Source organism: Pseudomonas sp. EL_65y_Pfl1_R83, from assembly GCF_963970695.1.
GTDB lineage: Bacteria > Pseudomonadota > Gammaproteobacteria > Pseudomonadales > Pseudomonadaceae > Aquipseudomonas > Aquipseudomonas tritici.
On record NZ_CAXAQI010000002.1, the window covers coordinates 155454 to 173227 of the forward strand.

Sequence of the window (17774 nt, forward strand, 5' to 3'; positions counted from 1 at the left end):
GGCATTCCTTCTCAGTTTTCGGATGCCGTCGATGAACACCCCGTCACCCCTGAAGCTTACGCTAGTCATTGCCAGCGTCATCCTCTGTTGGGCCTATTCGCCGATTGGCGTGCACATGGGGCTGAACAGCTACAGCCCTGGGCAGCTCGCGCTGCTGCGGTTTCTGATCGCTTCGCTGTTCATGGCCGGTGTGGCGCTGGTGATGGGCATCGGCCGGCCGCGCCTGCGGGATGTGCCGTGGCTGCTGGTGTTGAGCTTTTTCGGGGTGTTCCTGCATCACACCAGCCTCAATTATGGACAGCAATTCGTGAGTGCGGCGGCGTCCAGCGTACTGGCGCAATCGGCACCACTGTTCAGTGTGTTGATCGCGTTTTTCTGCTTGAAGGAGCGGGTCAGCCTCTGGCGCTGGAGCTGCGTGTTGCTTGGCTTGCTCGGCGTGCTGGTGGTGATCTGGGGCGATCACGGCGTGGGCGATATCGACCCGCGCGGTGTGCTGATCCTGCTGGCGGCGGTGTCGTGGAGCCTGTACTTCGTCATCCAGAAACACTATGCCCATCGCTATAGCCCGCTGACGATGGCGTGCTACATGGTCTGGGTGGGCACGTTGATGCTCTGCGTGAACCTGCCAGGCCTGCCCGCTGCCATGGTGCAGGCGCCGCTGCCGGAAAACCTTGCGGTGCTGGTGCTCGGGATTTTCCCCAGTGCTTTGGCGTACCTGGCGTGGGGCTACGTGTTGAAGCATGTCGAAGTCAGCCGCGCCTCGGTGGCGATGTACCTGATCCCGCCCGTCGCCATGGTGATGGCGGCGACGTTGCTGGGTGAGCACATCGCCCTGCAAGTGGTGCTGGGCGGCATGATTGTGTTGGCCAGCGTGGCAGCGATCAGTCTGGAAGGGCGTTGGCGGTGGCCTCTGCGGTATACAGCTTGATGATTTCGTCGATCTCGTCCGACATCCTCATGCGCAACAAGGTGCGCAGGATTTTTTGCACCGGCACATTCGGATCATTGCGCACAGTGCAGCCCAGGTTCTGCTGATCGATCACCGCGACCTTGTGCAGGCGTTTGCCGACCGGCATCCGCTGGTTGAACCGGTCGAGTATCCATTCATTGGTCACGGCGAACTTGAAGCGCCCGGCCACCAGTTTTTGCAGCACCTGCTCTTCGCTGCGGGCATCGTCACGGCTGAGCTGGCCGCTGGCAAACAAAGGCTCAAGGGTGGCGTAGCGATAATTGAGCACCGTGCCGATGGCCTGTGGCGCAAGTTTGCCAACCTGAACCGGCTGCGCAGGGATCTGAGTGCTGACCAACAGGTTGCGCTGCACCATCAACGGGATACTCCACGTGTAATCACCCGACAGGTTGTCGACCCAGGCCTGGGTGACATAACAGCGCACATCAATCTCGCCATGCTCCATGGCGCTGGAGATTCGCGCGCGTGCCAATACGTGGAATTCGGCCGGGTGACCGACCTGGGTGGCCAGGCTCAACATCAAGTCATACAAAATGCCCTGAGTGGGCCGTCCGTCCTCCAATTGCACCATGGGCATCGCCCAGCTGTCGGAAACCGAGAAACGCAACGGTGCGGGCGCTGCCAGGCTCGCCGTGGTGATCATCCATAAGGCGCCCAGGACTACGCGCATATGCTCTCCGGGTTCAGGCCTTTTTGGGGCCAATCAGGAGAGCTTAGTCAGATTAGGCGAGCGTGCCGGATGCAATTTCCCCCTTGCTCCGCTAGCATTACCGGCTTCCGCTTCCCAGTTGCGACGGTTTTCGATGAGTTATCAGGTTCTTGCACGTAAATGGCGTCCGCGCTCGTTCCGCGAAATGGTCGGCCAGACCCATGTGCTCAAGGCTCTGATCAATGCCTTGGACAGCCAACGGCTGCACCACGCCTACCTGTTCACCGGTACCCGGGGAGTGGGCAAGACCACCATTGCGCGCATCATCGCCAAATGCCTGAACTGTGAAACCGGTATCACTTCGACGCCCTGCGGCACCTGCTCGGTGTGCAAGGAAATCGACGAAGGGCGTTTCGTCGACCTGATCGAAATCGACGCCGCGAGCCGTACCAAGGTCGAAGACACCCGCGAGCTGCTGGATAACGTGCAGTACGCGCCGAGCCGTGGCCGCTTCAAGGTCTACCTGATCGACGAAGTGCACATGCTGTCCAGCCATTCCTTCAACGCCTTGTTGAAAACCCTGGAAGAGCCGCCGCCCTACGTTAAATTCATCCTGGCCACCACCGACCCGCAGAAACTACCTGCAACGATTTTGTCGCGGTGCCTGCAGTTCTCCCTGAAAAACATGACCCCCGAGCGAGTGGTCGAGCATTTGACCCACGTGTTGGGCGTCGAGAACGTACCGTTTGAAGACGATGCCTTGTGGCTGCTCGGCCGCGCCGCCGATGGTTCGATGCGGGACGCCATGAGCCTCACCGATCAGGCCATCGCCTTTGGTGAAGGCAAGGTCATGGCCGCCGACGTGCGCGCCATGCTCGGCACCCTCGACCACGGCCAGGTATTCGACGTGCTGCACGCGCTGATCGAAGGCGACGCCAAGGCGTTGCTCGAAGCCGTGCGGCACCTGTCGGAGCAAGGCCCGGACTGGAACGGCGTGCTCTCGGAAATCCTCAATGTGCTGCACCGCGTTGCCATCGCCCAGGCCCTGCCGGAAGGGGTCGACAACGGTCATGGCGACCGCGACCGCGTGTTGGCCCTGGCCCAGGCGTTGCCGGCCGAAGATGTGCAGTTCTATTACCAGATGGGCCTGATCGGTCGCCGGGACCTGCCTTTGGCGCCGGACCCGCGCGGTGGCTTTGAAATGGTGCTGCTGCGCATGCTGGCCTTCCGGCCCGCGGACGCTGCCGATGCGCCGAGACAGCCGTTAAAGCCAGTGGGGATCAGCCAGGCCACAGTTGATTCCGCCAAACCAGTGGCTGGCGCGGCAGTGGTTGCGCCAGTGGTGGCTGCACCCGCGCCGGTCGCGCCGGCACCTGAGCCAGAGCCTGTGGTTGCTGCGCCAGTGGTCGAGTCGGAACCGATCGCCGAGCCTGAGCCGGTCGTCGATTTGCCCTGGAATAATCCGGTAGACGCCGACGCTGAAGTCGAGCAGGTGCCTGCCGTGGAGCCTGTGCTGGAAACCAGCAGCGAGCAGCCCGAGCTGACGCCGATGCCCAAGCCGACCCCGGACAGCGTGGTGCCGGATGCCCCTGAGTGGGCCTCTGCGCCTGTCCCCGAGCCAACCGTGGCCCAGGTGGAAGCTGCCACCCCAGGCATCGACCTCGACGACGAACCGCCGCTGGACGAAGACTACATTGAGCCGGACATGGATTCGGCCTACAGCTACCTGGACGACCTGGCCAGCGAACACACCGCCGAGCCGGCCCCTGAGCCCGAGGCGGAACCCGCTTCAGCCCCGGCCACCGGCCTGGCGCTGCAATGGCTGGAGCTGTTCCCGAAACTGCCGATCTCCGGCATGACCGGCAGCATCGCGGCCAACTGCACGCTGATTTCCATTGAAGGCGACCACTGGCTGTTGCACCTGGACCCGGCCCACAGCGCCCTGTTCAACGCGACCCAGCAGCGCCGCCTGAACGATGCGCTGAACCAGTACCATGAGCGCACGCTGACCATCGCCATCGAGCTGATCAAGCCTGAGCAGGAAACCCCGGCCCAGGCCGCGAGCCGCCGGCGTATCAACCGCCAGCGTGAAGCGCAAGACTCGATCCACGCTGATCCGCTCATCCAGCAAATGATGCAACAGTTCGGTGCGGTCGTCCGTCACGATACTATTGAACCCGTCGAAGCCCCGGTGCCCCAAGCGTCATAACACCGGGCCAATCATTGATCCACGTACTTTTGAGGTGATTCCCATGATGAAAGGTGGCATGGCCGGCCTGATGAAGCAGGCGCAGCAGATGCAGGAAAAGATGGCCAAGATGCAGGAAGAACTGGCCAACGCCGAAGTCACCGGTAAGGCCGGTGGCGATATGGTCAGTGTGGTAATGACCGGTCGTCACGACATCAAGCGCGTGAGCATCGACCCAAGCGTATTGCCAGGTACCAGCGAAGATGATCTGGAAATGCTCGAGGCGCTGTTCGCCGCGGCCGTCAACGACGCCGTGCGCAAGATCGAAGCCAACAGTCAGGAAAAAATGGGTGGCGTGACCGCTGGCATGCAACTGCCACCGGGCATGAAGCTGCCGTTCTGATCGGCAAGCCTTAGCTAGACTCAAATGCCAGGTCTCGTGCCTGGCATTTTTTTTACTCGCCCTACGGGAAGGTAACTCTATAGAACCTCGGCGTATCAGCCGGTGTCTGCACTTGATAGCGATGAATTCGATTACCGTTAAAGGAGCACCTTCATGCCTCAAGAACCGATACTGAACCAGCGCATCGTCCTGGTCTCACGCCCCCAGGGTGCACCCACCCCGGAGAACTTCCGCCTGGAGCGGGTGAGTCTGCCGGAGGTGGCAGACGGCCAGGTCCTGCTTAAGACGCTGTACCTGTCACTTGATCCCTACATGCGCGGCCGCATGAGCGACGCACCGTCCTACGCAGCTCCAGTGGAAATCGACGAAGTGATGACCGGCGGCGCTGTCAGCCGTATCGAGCAGTCGCGTCATCCGAAATTCGAAGTGGGCGACCTGGTGGTCGGTGCTACCGGCTGGCAGAGCCACAGCATTTCCGATGGTCGCAACCTGATTCCGGTGCCAAAAGGTCTGGCCAGCCCGTCGATGGCCCTGGGTGTGCTGGGCATGCCGGGTATGACCGCCTACATGGGGCTGATGGACATCGGCCAGCCCAAGGAAGGGGAAACCCTGGTAGTGGCAGCGGCATCCGGCGCGGTCGGCTCGGTAGTGGGGCAGGTGGCCAAGCTCAAGGGCTTGCGCGTCATCGGGATCGCCGGGGGGGCGGACAAGTGCCGCTACGTGGTAGACGAATTGGGCTTTGATGCCTGCATCGACCATAAGAGCGCGGACTTTGCCAACGAATTGGCGCAGGCGTGCGACAAGGGCGTGGACATCTATTTCGAGAACGTCGGCGGCAAAGTCTTCGACGCCGTGGTGCCCTTGCTCAACCCCAAGGCGCGCATTCCGCTGTGCGGGTTGATCGCCGGCTACAACGCCCATGAAGCCCCCAGCGGGCCGGATCGCTTGCCGGCGCTGCAACGCACCTTGCTGACCAAGCGTGTGCGCATTCAGGGCTTTATCGTGTTTGATGACTACGGTGATCGCCAGCCCGAGTTCCTCAGCGCCATGGCGCCGTGGGTGCGCGATGGCAAGATCAAGTTCCGCGAAGATGTGGTCGACGGCCTGGAGCAGGCGCCGCAAGCCTTCATCGGTTTGCTGGAGGGACGCAACTTCGGCAAGTTGGTGGTGCGCGTCGCACAGGATTGAGCATTTGACGCTAATCCGAGGCGCGGGTATAAACCGCGTCTCGTTGTTTTGTCGGACCCTTCGCCCATGAGCTTCAGCCCCCTGATTCGCCAACTGATCGACGCCTTGCGCACTTTGCCGGGCGTGGGCCAGAAAACTGCCCAGCGCATGGCGCTGCAACTGCTGGAGCGTGATCGCAGCGGCGGCACCCGGTTGGCCCAGGCCCTGAGCCAGGCCATGACCGGTGTGGGCCACTGCCGCCAGTGCCGCACCCTCACCGAAGAGGAGCTCTGCCCGCAATGCGCCGACCCGCGCCGCGACGACACGCTGCTGTGCGTGGTGGAAGGGCCGATGGATGTGTACGCGGTGGAGCAGACTGGCTATCGCGGGCGCTACTTCGTGCTCAAGGGCCACCTGTCGCCGCTGGACGGCTTGGGCCCGGAAGCCATCGGCATTCCGCAACTGGTGGCGCGTATTGAAGAGCAGGGCACCTTTACCGAAGTGATCCTCGCCACCAATCCGACGGTGGAAGGTGAGGCGACCGCGCATTACATCGCCCAACTCCTGAGCAACAAAGGCCTGATCACCTCGCGCATCGCCCATGGCGTGCCGCTGGGTGGCGAGTTGGAATTGGTGGACGGTGGGACGCTGGCGCATTCCTTCGCCGGTCGCAAACCCATCGCCCTTTAAGGGGCGACACAGATCAAAAGGTGGGAGCGGGCTTGCTCGCGAATGCGGTGGATCAGTCAATATCTTTGTTGACTGCTACCCTGTATTCGCGAGCAAGCCCGCTCCACATTGGTTTTGTGTTCTGGGTGAAATCTGCAGTCAACTTGATAACCAAGCAAGCGCTTGGTAAGTTCGCTCTACCTCACAGTGGAGCTTGCCGATGTCTGCCTATCAGGACTACTTCGACCCCAGCCATCAATTGGTCCGCGACAGCGTGCGCCGTTTTGTCGAACGCGAAATGTTGCCCGGCGTCGAGCAGTGGGAAGAGGCCGAGAGTTTTCCCCGAGAGCTGTACCTCAAGGCCGGCGCGGCGGGGATACTGGGCATTGGTTACCCCGAAGCCCTGGGTGGCAGTCATGAAGGTGATCTGTTCGCGAAAGTGGCCGCCAGCGAGGAGTTGATGCGCTGCGGCTCCGGCGGCGTGGTGGCGGGGCTGGGTTCGCTGGATATCGGCCTGCCGCCTGTCGTCAAGTGGGCGCGACCCGAAGTACGCCAGCGCGTAGCGCCGTTGGTGTTGTCGGGTGAGAAGATCATCGCCCTGGCTGTCACAGAGCCGGGCGGCGGTTCCGATGTGGCCAGCCTGCAAACCCGCGCCATTCGCGACGGCGATCACTACCGCGTCAGCGGCAGCAAAACCTTTATCACCAGCGGCATCCGCGCCGATTTCTACACCGTGGCCGTGCGCACCGGCGAGCCGGGTTTTTCCGGTATCAGCCTGCTGCTGATCGAAAAAGACACCCCCGGTTTTACCGTCGGCCAACCTCTGAAGAAAATGGGCTGGTGGGCGTCGGACACGGCTGAATTATTCTTCGACGATTGCCGGGTGTCTGCTGGCAACCTGATCGGCGCCGAGAACATGGGTTTCGCCTGCATCATGGGCAACTTCCAGAGCGAACGCCTGGCGTTGGCCCTTATGGCCAACATGACCGCACAGCTGGCACTTGAGGAAAGCCTCAAATGGGCCGCGCAACGCGAAGCCTTCGGCAAACCCATCGGCAAATTCCAGGTGATCAAGCATCGCTTGGCGGAAATGGCCACTGCCGTGGAAGTCTCCCGCGAATTCACCTACCGCCAGGCGGCAAAGATGGCCGCGGGAAAGAGTGTGATCAAGGAAATTTCCATGGCCAAGAACCTCGCCACTGACACGGCGGACCGCGTGACGTTTGACGCCGTGCAGATACTCGGGGGCCAGGGGTATATGCGTGGGAACCTGGTGGAGCGCCTGTATCGGGACAACCGCATCCTGTCCATCGGGGGAGGGACTCGGGAAGTGATGAATGAAATCATCAGCAAGCAGATGGGGTTGTGATCTTGTGTTCTTCTTGGCCTCTTCGCGGGCAAGCGGGCTTGCTCGCGAAGAGGCCGGACCGGACAACTAAGTAATCAGCTCAAGCGGTCAGCGCTCAGTCAACGCAAACTGCGTCAAACAAAACGTCGGAATCCCCATATCTTCCAACCGCTGCGACCCACCCAACTCCGGCAAATCAATGATCGCCGCCGCTTCAAAAATCTGCGCACCCATGCGCCGCACCAGGTTCGCCGCCGCGATCAGGGTGCCGCCTGTGGCAATCAAATCATCGAAGATCAATACCGAGTCACCCTCACACAGGCTGTCAGCGTGCACTTCCAGGAAGGCCTCGCCGTACTCGGTCTGATAACCCTCGGCCAGCACGTCGGCTGGTAGCTTGCCCTGCTTGCGAAAGAGGATCAGCGGCTTGTTCAGTTGATAGGCGATGATCGAACCGATCAGGAACCCCCGCGCATCCATGGCGCCGATGTGCGTGAAGTCAGCCTCGACATAACGCTGGGCAAAGCTGTCGGCCACCAGCCGCAGGGCGCGAGGCGATTGGAACAGCGGGGTGATGTCACGAAAGATCACCCCAGGCTTGGGGAAGTCGATGACAGGGCGGATCAGGGATTTGATGTCGAACGAATCAAAGGTCATCGTCGAAGAGTCCTGGGCTGGAAACGGACTCGAAGTATACCTGCGGCCTCGCCAGTTGGCGCGGCCGCAGCGTTTGGATCAGGCGTCGACCGTGCCGCCGGCCAATGCACACAGTTGGATCGGGTCGAGGATATGCACTTCCTTGCCTTCGGCAGCGATCAACTCGTTCTGCTGAAAACGGGTAAACACGCGGGACACGGTTTCCACCGCCAGGCCCAGGTAGTTGCCGATTTCATTGCGCGACATGCTCAGGCGGAACTGGTTGGCCGAGAAACCACGGGCGCGGAACCGCGCGGACAAGTTGACCAGGAAGGTGGCGATGCGCTCGTCGGCGGTTTTCTTCGACAACAGCAGCATCATTTGCTGGTCGTCGCGAATCTCGCGGCTCATCACGCGCATCAGCTGACGGCGCAGTTGCGGCAATTGCAGGGCCAGTTCGTCCAGGCGCTCGAAGGGGATTTCGCACACTGACGTAGTCTCCAGCGCCTGGGCCGACACCGGGTGAATCTCGGTGTCCATGCCTGACAGCCCCACCAGTTCACTGGGCAAGTGGAAACCCGTGATCTGTTCTTCGCCGCCATCGCTCAGGCTGAATGTCTTCAACGCGCCCGAACGCACTGCATAAACGGAATCGAACTTGTCGCCCTGGCGAAACAGAAACTCGCCTTTTTTCAGCGGGCGACCGCGTTTAACGATCTCGTCCAGCGCATCCATGTCTTCCAAATTCAACGAAAGTGGCAGGCAGAGGGGTGCCAGGCTGCAATCCTTGCAATGGGCCTGGCTGTGAGCGCGCAGTTTGACTGGCTCGGACATTTTTTAATCCTTGTGGGAAAACACACATAAGACGTAAGGGTAACGCACTGGAGGTCGCTGAAGCCAGCGTGTACAAAAAACCGGCAGCGGTATAAAGGTTTTTGTATCAAGGTCGATACAGCAGGCATACCTATTAGTCGGAGCCTGGATCATGTCTGTTATAGCCGCCTACAACCCTGCCATCCGCGTTCCGACTGTGCCGGATGCAAAGCCATTGGCTGAGGCCAAGGAAGAAGTACCAGGCGCTGAAACGGCTACTGCACCCAAAGTGGTTGAAGGTGTGGCCGTGACTATTTCCGCCGATGCCTTCAAAGCCGCTGGTGCGGCCAAAAGCTCCAATGCGGATATCGATGACAGTGGCCTGGACGACAACGTCAAACAGGTGCTGAAAATGATCCGCCAATTGAAACAGCAGATCGCCGAAAAACAGGCCGAACTGGCGGCAGTCGCGGCGGCCAATAACCTTTCGCCCGAAGAGGCTCGAGCCAAGACCAGTGCTCTGCAAAGCGAAATCAGTTCTTTGCAGGCGGGCCTGATGTCGGCTCAGACCTCCCTGGCCAAGTCGATGAAAGGTATGAGCGCCAACGACTCGATGAAGGCCGCCTCGTTGTCGATGTAATCAGATCACCCGTGAAAATCGTTGCCGATTCTGGTGCTCCAGGTAGGCATCGAACACCATGCACACCGAACGCACCAGCAGTCGCCCGGCCGGCAATACACGAATGCCCTGGGCGTCGAGTTCGATCAGGCCATCTTCGGCCATGGCCTCCAGTTGCGGCCAGATGTCGTCAAAATACCCGCGAAAATCAATGTTGAAGGCCGGCTCGATCTTCTCGAACGCCAGGCTGAAATTGCAGATCAACTGTTGGATAACCTCCCGCCGCAACCGATCGTCCGAGGTGCAGACCAAACCGCGGCTGGTGGCCAGTTGCGCGCCGGCCAAGCTGTTCTGGTAGGCGTTGAGGTCGCTGCTGTTCTGGCAGTACAGGTCGCCGATCTGGCTGATCGCCGACACCCCGAGCCCGATCAGGTCGCAATGACCGTGGGTGGTATAGCCCTGGAAGTTGCGTTGCAGAGTGCCTTCTTCCTGGGCGATGGCCAGCTCGTCGTCCGGCAGGGCGAAGTGATCCATGCCGATGTAGCGATAGCCGGCCTGGGTCAATTGCTCGATGGTGGTTTGCAGCATCAGCAGCTTTTCTGCCGGAGAAGGCAAGTCGTCGGTGTTGATGCGCCGCTGCGGCATGAAGCGTTCCGGTAGATGCGCATAGTTAAATACCGACAGGCGGTCCGGTTGCAGGCTGATCACTTCCTCCACGGTGCGCGCGAAGTTCAGCGGGGTCTGCTTGGGCAGGCCGTAGATCAGGTCGATATTGATCGAGCGAAATTGCAGGGTGCGCGCGGCGTCGATGACTGCACGGGTTTCTTCCAGGCTTTGCAGGCGGTTGACCGCGCGTTGCACCTCGGGGTCGAGGTCTTGCAGGCCGACGCTGACGCGGTTGAAGCCCAGCTCGCGCAGCAGGCCCATGGTGGCCCAATCCGCCTCGCGGGGGTCGATCTCAATGCTGTAGTCGCCGGAATCATCATCCAGCAAATTGAAGTGCTGGCGCAGGCATGCCATGACCTGGCGCAGTTCGTCGTGGCTGAGAAACGTCGGCGTACCGCCGCCAAAGTGCAGTTGTTCCACTGGTTGTTTAGGGTCGAGGTGGCAGGCCACCAGCTGGATTTCCTGCACCAGGCGTTGCAGGTAAGCCTGGGCGCGGCCACGATCCTTGGTGATGACTTTGTTGCAGGCGCAGTAGTAGCAGATGTTCGCGCAAAACGGCACATGCACATACAGCGACAATGGCCGCACAGCCTTGCGACTGTCGCGCAGGGCGTGGAGCAGGTCGAACGTGCCGACCTGGCTGTCGAATTGTACGGCGGTGGGGTAGGACGTGTAGCGCGGTCCTGCCAAGTCGTAGCGGTGAATCAGATGGGTGTCCCAACGAATGGCGTCGAGCATGCGGTCGCTCCCCCGGATTGGCTAGTGGGGTGAGTCTAGGGGCACGTCGCGGGTGCCATCTTGATTTGCATCAACGGGGAGCGGCGCTATGCCACATGGCGATTTAGTGGCCCATTAGCCAGTGCTGGTGCGGACCGGGCAACGTCCAGATACCGAAGAGCATGACCAGCAAGCCACCGGCCATCCGCACGCTGCGTTTGCGCAGTAGCGCCGTGACCCGCTCAGCCGCCAGGCCGGTGGCCAACAGTACCGGCCAAGTGCCCAGTCCAAACGCCAGCATCAGCAACCCGCTGTCCAACGCATTCCCCTGGCTCGCCGCCCACAGCAATGTGCTGTAGACCAATCCGCACGGCAACCAGCCCCAGAGTGCGCCCAGCAGCAACGCGCGCGGCAGGCTGGATACCGGCAGCAAACGGTTGGCAACGGGCTGGATATGCCGCCACAGGCCGCGTCCGAGGCTTTCGATGCGGGTGAGGCCGCTCCACCAGCCCGCCAGGTAGAGGCCCATGCTGATCAATAACAGCCCGGCGAGTACGCGCATGAACATCGCGGCCGGGCTGTTCGCCACCGCCCAGCCGGCCAGGCCGATCAACACGCCGGCAGCGGCATAGCTGAGGATGCGCCCCAGGTTGTACGCCAGCAGCAGGCGAAACCTGCGCCTGCGCTGCTCCCTGGGGATCGCCAGGGTCAATGCGCCCATCAGCCCGCCGCACATGCCCAAGCAATGGCCGCCCCCCAGCAGGCCGAGGATCAATGCGGAGACCAACAGCGGCGCCAGTTCAAGCATGGGGTGGGTCTTTGGGCGATTGTTCGGGGTGGTTGGCTTCTTCGACACCGGCCAGGTGATTCGGGTCCTGGTCGTCGAACAGCACGCTATGGGCCGGCCCATCGAGGTCGTCGTATTGGCCGCTGTCCACGGCCCAGAAGAAGATGTAGATGGCCACGCCCACTAACAGCAGTGCCGCCGGAATCATCACGTATAAAGCTGGCATCTGCACTCCATGTCCGCACGGCTCACACCGGCAGCGGGCGGGTTACTGAGGGGGCTCGGGCAACTGGCGCGCTCGGCAGGCGAGTCAGGCGCAGGGCATTGAGCACCACGGTCAACGAACTGAGGGACATACCGATAGCCGCCCAGATGGGCGTGATCCAACCCAGGGCGGCAAACGGCAGCATAAGGCCATTGTACAGCCCGGCCCACAGCAGGTTTTCAATGATCACGCGACGCGTGCGCCGCGCCAGGGAAAAGGCTTGCACCAGCGCGTCCAGGCGGTTGGAAAGCAACACCGCATCGGCGCTGGTCTTGGCCAGGTCGGTGGCGGTGCCCATGGCCACGCTGATATCCGCGGCGGCGAGCACAGGCACATCGTTGACCCCATCGCCGAGCATCATCACCTTGCGGCCTTCCTTGTGCAGTTGTTGCAGCACCTGCAACTTGTCATCAGGGCGCAGACCACCGTGGGCTTCGTCGATCCCCAACTCGGCGGCGACACTGGCGACCATCGGCGAACTGTCCCCGGACAGCAACAGCGTGCGCCAGCCGCGCGCCTTGCAGGCGGCCAGCAGGGCCGGGGCGTCACTGCGCAGGCGATCATCGAGCACAAACCAGGCGAGGGCGCCTTCGCGGTCGCCAAGCAGCAGCCATTGACCCGAATCTGTCGGTGAGGCGGGGATCGCGCAACCACTGAGTTCGCAGACAAAGCCCGGTTGGCCAATGCGCAATTGGCGCTCGCCAACGCGGCCTTCAAGACCAAGCCCAGGCGAACTGAGCACCTCATCGGCTGCCAGCGGCGCGCGGCCAAAGGCGCGGGCAATCGGGTGTTCGGAACGGTTTTCCAGGGCGGCGGCGAGGCTCAGGCACAGGTCCGTGCTCAATGTGCCCAGGGGACGGATGGCTCTCAAGGCCAAGCGGCCTTCGGTGAGGGTGCCGGTCTTGTCGAAAATCACCGTGTCGATTTGGTTCAGCCCTTCCAGCACGTGTCCGCGAGTCAGCAATAACCCGAGTTTGTGCAAGGTGCCAGTGGCGGCAGTGAGCGCGGTGGGTGTGGCCAGGGACAATGCACATGGGCAGGTCGCGACCAACATCGCCAATACAATCCAGAACGCCCGCGGAGAATCCAATTCCCACCACAGCAAGCCGATCAGGGCGGCGGCGATCAACGAGCACAGCAAGAACCACTGCGCAGCGCGGTCTGCGATCTGCGCCAGGCGCGGTTTGTCGGCCTGGGCGCGCTCCAGCAGGCGCACGATGGCGGACAGGCGCGTGTCATGGCCCAAGGCGCGCACTTGGACTGTTAATGCGCCTTCCACATTGAGGGTGCCCGCCGTGACCGCATCCCCGGTTTGGCGCGGTTGCGGCAGGTATTCACCGGTGAGCAGGGACTCATCAATGCTCGATTGGCCGTCGAGAATCACGCCGTCCGCCGGCAGTACTGCACCGGGGTGCACCAGTACACGGTCACCCAACGCCAGCTCGGGAAGCAGGATGCGCTCGCTTTGACCATCCGCCTTGAGTCGTAGGCACGAGGCGGGCAGCAGGTTGACCAACTGCGCCGTCGCGGCAGCCGTCCGCTCGCGGGCACGCCGCTCGAGGTAGCGACCGGCCAGCAAGAACAGCGCAAACATGCCCACCGCATCGAAGTACAACTCACCTACGCCGGTGATCGCGGTCCAGATGCCCGCCAGATATGCACCGCCGATGGCCAATGAAACCGACACATCCATGGTCAGGTGACGCGTACGCAAGTCGCGCAAGGCGCCCTTGAAAAACGGTGCACAGCTGTAGAACACGATGGGTGTTGTAAGAAACATCGCCACCCAGCGAAGGATCACATGCAGCTCCGGGCTCAGGTCGATGTTGAATTCCGGCCAGGTGGCCATGGTTGCCATCATCGCCTGGAACCACAGCAGCCCAGCCACACCCAATTGGCGCAGGGCCAGGCGGTTTTCGCTGGCCAGTTGCTCGGCAGCGCGGTCCGCTTGATACGGGTGGGCGGCGTAACCGATATGGCGCAGCTCGCTGAGTAACTGGCTCAACGGCAACTGCCCGTCAGCCCAGCGCACCAGCAAGCGGTGGTTGGACACGTTCAGGCGCGCCTCGGCCACGGCGGGCAGGCGGCGCAGGTGTTTCTCGATCAGCCAGCCACAGGCGGCGCAGCTGATACCTTCCATCAGCAGCGTGGCTTCGGCGAGTTCGCCGTCGTGGCGTACAAAGGGTTTTTGCACGTCGGCGCGGTCGTACAGCGCCAGCTCGTCCACCAGTTGCACGGGTAACGCCTCAGGGTTGGCCGAGGCTTCGCTGCGGTGCTGGTAGTAGCTTTCCAGGCCACCGGCGACAATCGCTTCGGCCACCGCCTGGCAGCCGGGGCAGCAGAGTTCGCGGCGTTCGCCGAGGATCACGGCGGTAAAACGGCTGCCGGAGGGGACGGGGAGGGCGCAGTGGTAGCACGGGGTGGTCATGATCTGGAATCTATAGTGGCTGGGAGCGGCGGTGCGACTTGCCCGCGATGCGCGAAGCGCAGGTTTTTACTTTTTCAGGTCTTCGGCACCCTGCAACGGTTCATCACCCAGCAGCAAGTCTTTGTCGTGGCTGACCTGTTCTTCCTCGAACATGCGCCAGGTGCGGTTGCCTTCCACGCCGAGCAATTCGACGAAGCGACGGCCTTCGACCTTGTCGGTGACCTGGCCTATGTAGCGGCCGGGCTCACTGTCACTGCGGGCCAGGTTGATCTTGCGATCCTTCTCGGGCTGGGTCGGGGAAATCAGGTTCAATTCCAGGGTGGTCGGGTTGCTGTTGCCGGTGAGGTTCACCTCGACTTCACCGGTCAGCTCATCCAGGTGCATCTTGGCGCGCAGTTGCAGGGTCTGGGCCAGCAGCTCACGGTCGAGGGAACGGTTGATGCCTTTGCCGGCCTCATAGTAGTTGTCGTTGACCAGGTTGTCCGGGTTGTTCACCGCGATGGTCACCATGGACAGGGTCAAGGTCACCGAGCAGGCCAGGATCGCAATGATGATCCAGGGCCACAGATGCTTGTACCAGGGGCTTGCAGCAGTCGCTAGGGGCATTGTTGGCTCTCTTGATTAACGGACGTGTGGGCCGATGAATCGGCTCTTGGCTTCAATCTGGACGCTGGCGTCATCGGCATCCTTGAGCATGAAGGTCACCTCGTTGGTGCTCGATGGTAATTGTTCCGGCGCACTCGACAGCTCCACCGGCATGCTGACGATATCGCCGGCGGCCACCTTGATCTCGCGGCGGCCCTGCAGCTTGAGGTCCGGCAGGCCCGACGCATCGAGCACGTAGGTGTGGTCGCGCTGATCCTTGTTCATGATCTTTAGGCTGTAGACGTTTTCGATACGCCCTTCGGCGTTTTCGCGAAACAGCACGCGGTCTTTGCTCACGTCGAAACCCACCAGAGAGCGCATGAAGAATGCCGCCGCCAGCAGGCTGATCATCGCCAGCAATACCAAGGCATAGCCGATCAAGCGCGGGCGCAACTTGTGGGTTTTCTGCCCGGAAAGATTGTGCTCGGTGGTGTAGCTGATCAGGCCACGCGGGTAGTCCATCTTGTCCATGATGTTGTCGCAGGCGTCGATACACGCGGCGCAGCCGATGCACTCGATCTGCAGGCCGTCGCGGATGTCGATACCCGTAGGGCACACCTGCACGCACATCGTGCAATCGATGCAATCCCCCAGGCCCTGGGCCTTGTAGTCGACGCCCTTTTTACGCGGGCCGCGCAGTTCGCCACGACGTGGGTCGTAAGAGACAATCAGCGTGTCTTTGTCGAACATCACACTCTGGAAACGCGCGTACGGGCACATGTAGATGCACACCTGTTCGCGCAGCCAGCCGGCGTTGCCATAGGTGGCGAGGGTGAAGAAACCCACCCAGAAATACGACCAGCCATCGGCCTGGCCGGTGAAGAACTCGAACACCAGCTCGCGGATCGGCGAAAAGTAGCCGACAAAGGTCATGCCGGTCGCAAAGCCGATCAGCAGCCACAGGCTGTGTTTGCTGACTTTGCGCAGGAATTTGTTGGCGCCCATCGGCGCTTTATCGAGCTTGATGCGTTGGTTGCGGTCGCCTTCGGTGACCTTTTCGCACCACATGAAGATCCATGTCCACACACTTTGCGGGCAGGTATACCCACACCACACGCGTCCGGCGTACACGGTGATAAAGAACAGGCCGAACGCCGCAACAATCAGAATGCCCGACAGGAGGATGAAGTCCTGGGGCCAGAAGGTCGCGCCGAAAATAAAGAATTTACGCTCCGGCAGGTTCCACCACACAGCCTGGTGACCACCCCAGTTCAGCCACACAGTGCCGAAGTAGAGCAGGAACAGACCGGCACCACCGAGCATGCGCAGATTGCGGAACAGGCCGGTGAAGGCACGGGTATAGATTTTCTCTCGCGAGGCGTAGAGGTCGACGGTTTTGGCAGGCGGGGTAACGTCTTGTACCGGTATCTGGTCGCTCATCATTGCATCCCACGGCGGTGGAGACTTGCCTCGGCCAGTACGTGCCAACCGGGGTCAAATTAAAGGGTGTTGCAGTGGCCTGATGATACGCCCCCGTTGCTGCTGAAAGGGGACGACCTACGTGATCTGGATCAATTGACTTGGAAAGTAGGGTCGGTTTTGGCTGGCTCGGTCGTCAAATCGAAGGAGATCGAATGTGGGAGCGGGCAAGCCCGCTCCCACACTAGGTCTTCGGTGTTTTCAGCGCATTTGAAAGGTCTTACTGCTCTTCAGCCTTCTTATCCCCATGGGACAAGCTGTAAACGTATGCCGCCAGCAAGTGCACCTTGTCATTCCCTTGCAGTTGCTCCTGCGCAGGCATCTGGCCCTGACGGCCCCAACGGAGGGTCTGTTGCAGTTGGGCGAAGCTCGAGCCGTAGATGAAGGCGCCCGGGTGAGTCAGGTCAGGCGCGCCCATGGCGGGGGTGCCTTTACCGGCAGGGCCGTGGCAGGCCACGCAGTTGGCGGCGAAGAGTTTTTCGCCGTTGGCCACGTCAGCCTTGACGCCTTCTGGCAGTTTGCGACCGTCAAGGTTGGTCACCACGAAGGCGGCGACGTCGCTGACGCCTTGCTCCTTGAGGATATCCAGCCAGGCCGGCATCACGGCATGGCGACCCTTCATGATGGTTTCCTTGATGGTGGCGGGCTCGCCACCCCAGCGCCAGTCGGCGTCGGTCAGGTTGGGGAAGCCATAGGCGCCCTTGGCGTCGGAACCGTGGCACACCGAGCAGTTGGAGGCGAACAGACGGCCCCCCATCTTCAAGGCTTGTGGATCCTTGGCGACTTCCTCAATCGGCATCGAGGCGAATTTGGCGAAGATCGGCCCGAACTTGGCGTCCGACCTGGCCATTTCCTTTTCCCACTCGTGCACGCCGGTCCAACCGGTCTGGCCGTTGGCGAAAGCGGTTTGCTTGTCGTTATCGAGGTAGTTGTAGCCCGGCAGTAGGCCCTTCCAATTGCCCAGACCCGGGTACAGCACCAGATAGCCGAGGGCGAAGATGATGGTGCCGACAAACAGCATGAACCACCACTTGGGCAGCGGGTTGTCGTACTCCTCGATGCCGTCGAACGAGTGGCCGACAGTCTCGTCGGTTTGCTCGGCGCGCTGGCCCTTGCGGGTCGACAGCAGCAGCCAGGTCAGGGCGAAGATGGTACCCAGACTGAGGACTGTGACGTACAGACTCCAGAACGTAGTCATTCTTTGTTACTCCTAGAAGCTTGCTCGACGTGCTTGATGGCTTCGGGATCATCCGCAAAGGGCAGCAAGGTCGCGTCTTCAAACTCCGACTTGCGCTTGGGGCTGAACACCCACAACGCCAGGCCGATAAAGGCAACCATCACCACAACGGTGCCCAGCCCACGAATCATCCCGATATCCATGAAGA

Annotated in this window: 18 protein-coding genes; 7 read left to right on the forward strand and 11 right to left on the reverse strand. The window is 61.4% G+C overall.

Annotated features, from left to right (window positions below; genetic code table 11):
• Window positions 1–31: 31 nt before the first annotated feature.
• Window positions 32–928 (forward strand): DMT family transporter, encoded by an 897-nt coding sequence (locus tag AACY08_RS02925; protein ID WP_339467933.1) that lies wholly within the window; start codon window positions 32–34, stop codon window positions 926–928.
• On the opposite strand, the gene AACY08_RS02930 is transcribed toward AACY08_RS02925, so the two are convergent.
• Entirely contained in the window at window positions 882–1640 is a 759-nt protein-coding gene (locus AACY08_RS02930; RefSeq protein ID WP_339467935.1) for a substrate-binding periplasmic protein, read from the reverse strand. The two genes, AACY08_RS02925 and AACY08_RS02930, sit on opposite strands and share 47 nt — an antisense overlap.
• 133 nt (window positions 1641–1773) lie before the next feature.
• Here AACY08_RS02930 and dnaX point away from each other — a divergent pair, with 133 nt between their 5' ends.
• From dnaX to AACY08_RS02955, 5 genes are all read left to right on the forward strand, one after another.
• Window positions 1774–3828, forward strand: a complete 2055-nt coding sequence (gene dnaX, locus AACY08_RS02935) for a DNA polymerase III subunit gamma/tau (protein ID WP_339467937.1) — start codon at window positions 1774–1776, stop codon at window positions 3826–3828.
• Window positions 3829–3871: 43 nt separating this feature from the next.
• Window positions 3872–4210, forward strand: a complete 339-nt coding sequence (locus AACY08_RS02940; RefSeq protein WP_049712036.1) for a YbaB/EbfC family nucleoid-associated protein — start codon at window positions 3872–3874, stop codon at window positions 4208–4210.
• Window positions 4211–4363: 153 nt separating this feature from the next.
• A complete protein-coding gene (locus AACY08_RS02945) occupies window positions 4364–5398 on the forward strand; it encodes an NADP-dependent oxidoreductase (protein ID WP_339467939.1) in 1035 nt (344 codons plus the stop codon).
• A gap of 66 nt (window positions 5399–5464) precedes the next feature.
• Window positions 5465–6067, forward strand: coding sequence for a recombination mediator RecR (gene recR / locus AACY08_RS02950; RefSeq protein WP_065873846.1), 603 nt, complete (start codon window positions 5465–5467; stop codon window positions 6065–6067).
• A 199-nt stretch (window positions 6068–6266) separates the two neighbouring features.
• On the forward strand, window positions 6267–7415 hold the full coding sequence (locus AACY08_RS02955) for an acyl-CoA dehydrogenase family protein (RefSeq protein ID WP_339467941.1): 1149 nt from the start codon (window positions 6267–6269) through the stop codon (window positions 7413–7415).
• A gap of 87 nt (window positions 7416–7502) precedes the next feature.
• On the opposite strand, the gene AACY08_RS02960 is transcribed toward AACY08_RS02955, so the two are convergent.
• Together AACY08_RS02960 and fnr are read right to left on the reverse strand one after the other, a co-directional pair.
• Window positions 7503–8051 (reverse strand): adenine phosphoribosyltransferase, encoded by a 549-nt coding sequence (locus tag AACY08_RS02960; RefSeq protein ID WP_065873845.1) that lies wholly within the window; start codon window positions 8049–8051, stop codon window positions 7503–7505.
• Window positions 8052–8129: 78 nt separating this feature from the next.
• Complete coding sequence (gene fnr, locus AACY08_RS02965) at window positions 8130–8864, reverse strand: fumarate/nitrate reduction transcriptional regulator Fnr (protein WP_049712041.1); 735 nt, start codon at window positions 8862–8864, stop codon at window positions 8130–8132.
• Window positions 8865–9015: 151 nt separating this feature from the next.
• Between fnr and AACY08_RS02970 the strand changes: the two genes are divergently transcribed.
• Window positions 9016–9483 (forward strand): hypothetical protein, encoded by a 468-nt coding sequence (locus tag AACY08_RS02970; RefSeq protein WP_339467944.1) that lies wholly within the window; start codon window positions 9016–9018, stop codon window positions 9481–9483.
• Here the strand turns inward: AACY08_RS02970 and hemN are convergent, their stop codons facing one another.
• From hemN to AACY08_RS03010, 8 genes are all read right to left on the reverse strand, one after another.
• Entirely contained in the window at window positions 9484–10866 is a 1383-nt protein-coding gene (hemN, locus tag AACY08_RS02975; RefSeq protein WP_339418748.1) for an oxygen-independent coproporphyrinogen III oxidase, read from the reverse strand.
• A 103-nt stretch (window positions 10867–10969) separates the two neighbouring features.
• Window positions 10970–11653 carry a sulfite exporter TauE/SafE family protein gene (locus AACY08_RS02980; RefSeq protein WP_339467947.1) on the reverse strand — a complete coding sequence of 228 codons (684 nt, stop codon included), beginning with the start codon at window positions 11651–11653 and terminating at the stop codon, window positions 10970–10972.
• A complete protein-coding gene (gene ccoS / locus AACY08_RS02985; protein ID WP_339418744.1) occupies window positions 11646–11858 on the reverse strand; it encodes a cbb3-type cytochrome oxidase assembly protein CcoS in 213 nt (70 codons plus the stop codon). Before ccoS ends, AACY08_RS02980 begins: the two co-directional genes overlap by 8 nt.
• Window positions 11859–11880: 22 nt before the next feature.
• Window positions 11881–14325, reverse strand: a complete 2445-nt coding sequence (locus tag AACY08_RS02990; RefSeq protein WP_339467949.1) for a heavy metal translocating P-type ATPase — start codon at window positions 14323–14325, stop codon at window positions 11881–11883.
• Window positions 14326–14391: 66 nt separating this feature from the next.
• A complete protein-coding gene (locus tag AACY08_RS02995) occupies window positions 14392–14931 on the reverse strand; it encodes a FixH family protein (protein ID WP_339467952.1) in 540 nt (179 codons plus the stop codon).
• 15 nt (window positions 14932–14946) lie between these two features.
• Entirely contained in the window at window positions 14947–16350 is a 1404-nt protein-coding gene (gene ccoG, locus AACY08_RS03000) for a cytochrome c oxidase accessory protein CcoG (RefSeq protein WP_339418738.1), read from the reverse strand.
• Between the two features lie 259 nt (window positions 16351–16609).
• Window positions 16610–17587 (reverse strand): cytochrome-c oxidase, cbb3-type subunit III, encoded by a 978-nt coding sequence (ccoP, locus tag AACY08_RS03005; protein ID WP_339418737.1) that lies wholly within the window; start codon window positions 17585–17587, stop codon window positions 16610–16612.
• A complete protein-coding gene (locus AACY08_RS03010; RefSeq protein ID WP_003175465.1) occupies window positions 17584–17769 on the reverse strand; it encodes a CcoQ/FixQ family Cbb3-type cytochrome c oxidase assembly chaperone in 186 nt (61 codons plus the stop codon). The genes ccoP and AACY08_RS03010 overlap by 4 nt, the downstream gene beginning before the upstream one ends.
• Between the last annotated feature and the right edge of the window lie 5 nt (window positions 17770–17774).

What these genes read in the sequence shown, in the direction of transcription:
- AACY08_RS02980 (WP_339467947.1), bottom strand. Translation starts at nt 11,653, where the DNA reads ATGCTTGAACTGGCGCCGCTGTTGGTCTCCGCATTGATCCTCGGCCTG.
- hemN (WP_339418748.1), bottom strand. Translation starts at nt 10,866, where the DNA reads ATGCTCGACGCCATTCGTTGGGACACCCATCTGATTCACCGCTACGAC.
- AACY08_RS02990 (WP_339467949.1), bottom strand. Translation starts at nt 14,325, where the DNA reads ATGACCACCCCGTGCTACCACTGCGCCCTCCCCGTCCCCTCCGGCAGC.
- AACY08_RS02995 (WP_339467952.1), bottom strand. Translation starts at nt 14,931, where the DNA reads ATGCCCCTAGCGACTGCTGCAAGCCCCTGGTACAAGCATCTGTGGCCC.
- AACY08_RS02945 (WP_339467939.1), top strand. Translation starts at nt 4,364, where the DNA reads ATGCCTCAAGAACCGATACTGAACCAGCGCATCGTCCTGGTCTCACGC.
- AACY08_RS02940 (WP_049712036.1), top strand. Translation starts at nt 3,872, where the DNA reads ATGATGAAAGGTGGCATGGCCGGCCTGATGAAGCAGGCGCAGCAGATG.
- AACY08_RS03010 (WP_003175465.1), bottom strand. Translation starts at nt 17,769, where the DNA reads ATGGATATCGGGATGATTCGTGGGCTGGGCACCGTTGTGGTGATGGTT.
- fnr (WP_049712041.1), bottom strand. Translation starts at nt 8,864, where the DNA reads ATGTCCGAGCCAGTCAAACTGCGCGCTCACAGCCAGGCCCATTGCAAG.
- AACY08_RS02930 (WP_339467935.1), bottom strand. Translation starts at nt 1,640, where the DNA reads ATGCGCGTAGTCCTGGGCGCCTTATGGATGATCACCACGGCGAGCCTG.
- ccoS (WP_339418744.1), bottom strand. Translation starts at nt 11,858, where the DNA reads ATGCCAGCTTTATACGTGATGATTCCGGCGGCACTGCTGTTAGTGGGC.
- ccoG (WP_339418738.1), bottom strand. Translation starts at nt 16,350, where the DNA reads ATGAGCGACCAGATACCGGTACAAGACGTTACCCCGCCTGCCAAAACC.
- recR (WP_065873846.1), top strand. Translation starts at nt 5,465, where the DNA reads ATGAGCTTCAGCCCCCTGATTCGCCAACTGATCGACGCCTTGCGCACT.
- AACY08_RS02970 (WP_339467944.1), top strand. Translation starts at nt 9,016, where the DNA reads ATGTCTGTTATAGCCGCCTACAACCCTGCCATCCGCGTTCCGACTGTG.
- ccoP (WP_339418737.1), bottom strand. Translation starts at nt 17,587, where the DNA reads ATGACTACGTTCTGGAGTCTGTACGTCACAGTCCTCAGTCTGGGTACC.
- AACY08_RS02925 (WP_339467933.1), top strand. Translation starts at nt 32, where the DNA reads ATGAACACCCCGTCACCCCTGAAGCTTACGCTAGTCATTGCCAGCGTC.
- AACY08_RS02955 (WP_339467941.1), top strand. Translation starts at nt 6,267, where the DNA reads ATGTCTGCCTATCAGGACTACTTCGACCCCAGCCATCAATTGGTCCGC.
- AACY08_RS02960 (WP_065873845.1), bottom strand. Translation starts at nt 8,051, where the DNA reads ATGACCTTTGATTCGTTCGACATCAAATCCCTGATCCGCCCTGTCATC.
- dnaX (WP_339467937.1), top strand. Translation starts at nt 1,774, where the DNA reads ATGAGTTATCAGGTTCTTGCACGTAAATGGCGTCCGCGCTCGTTCCGC.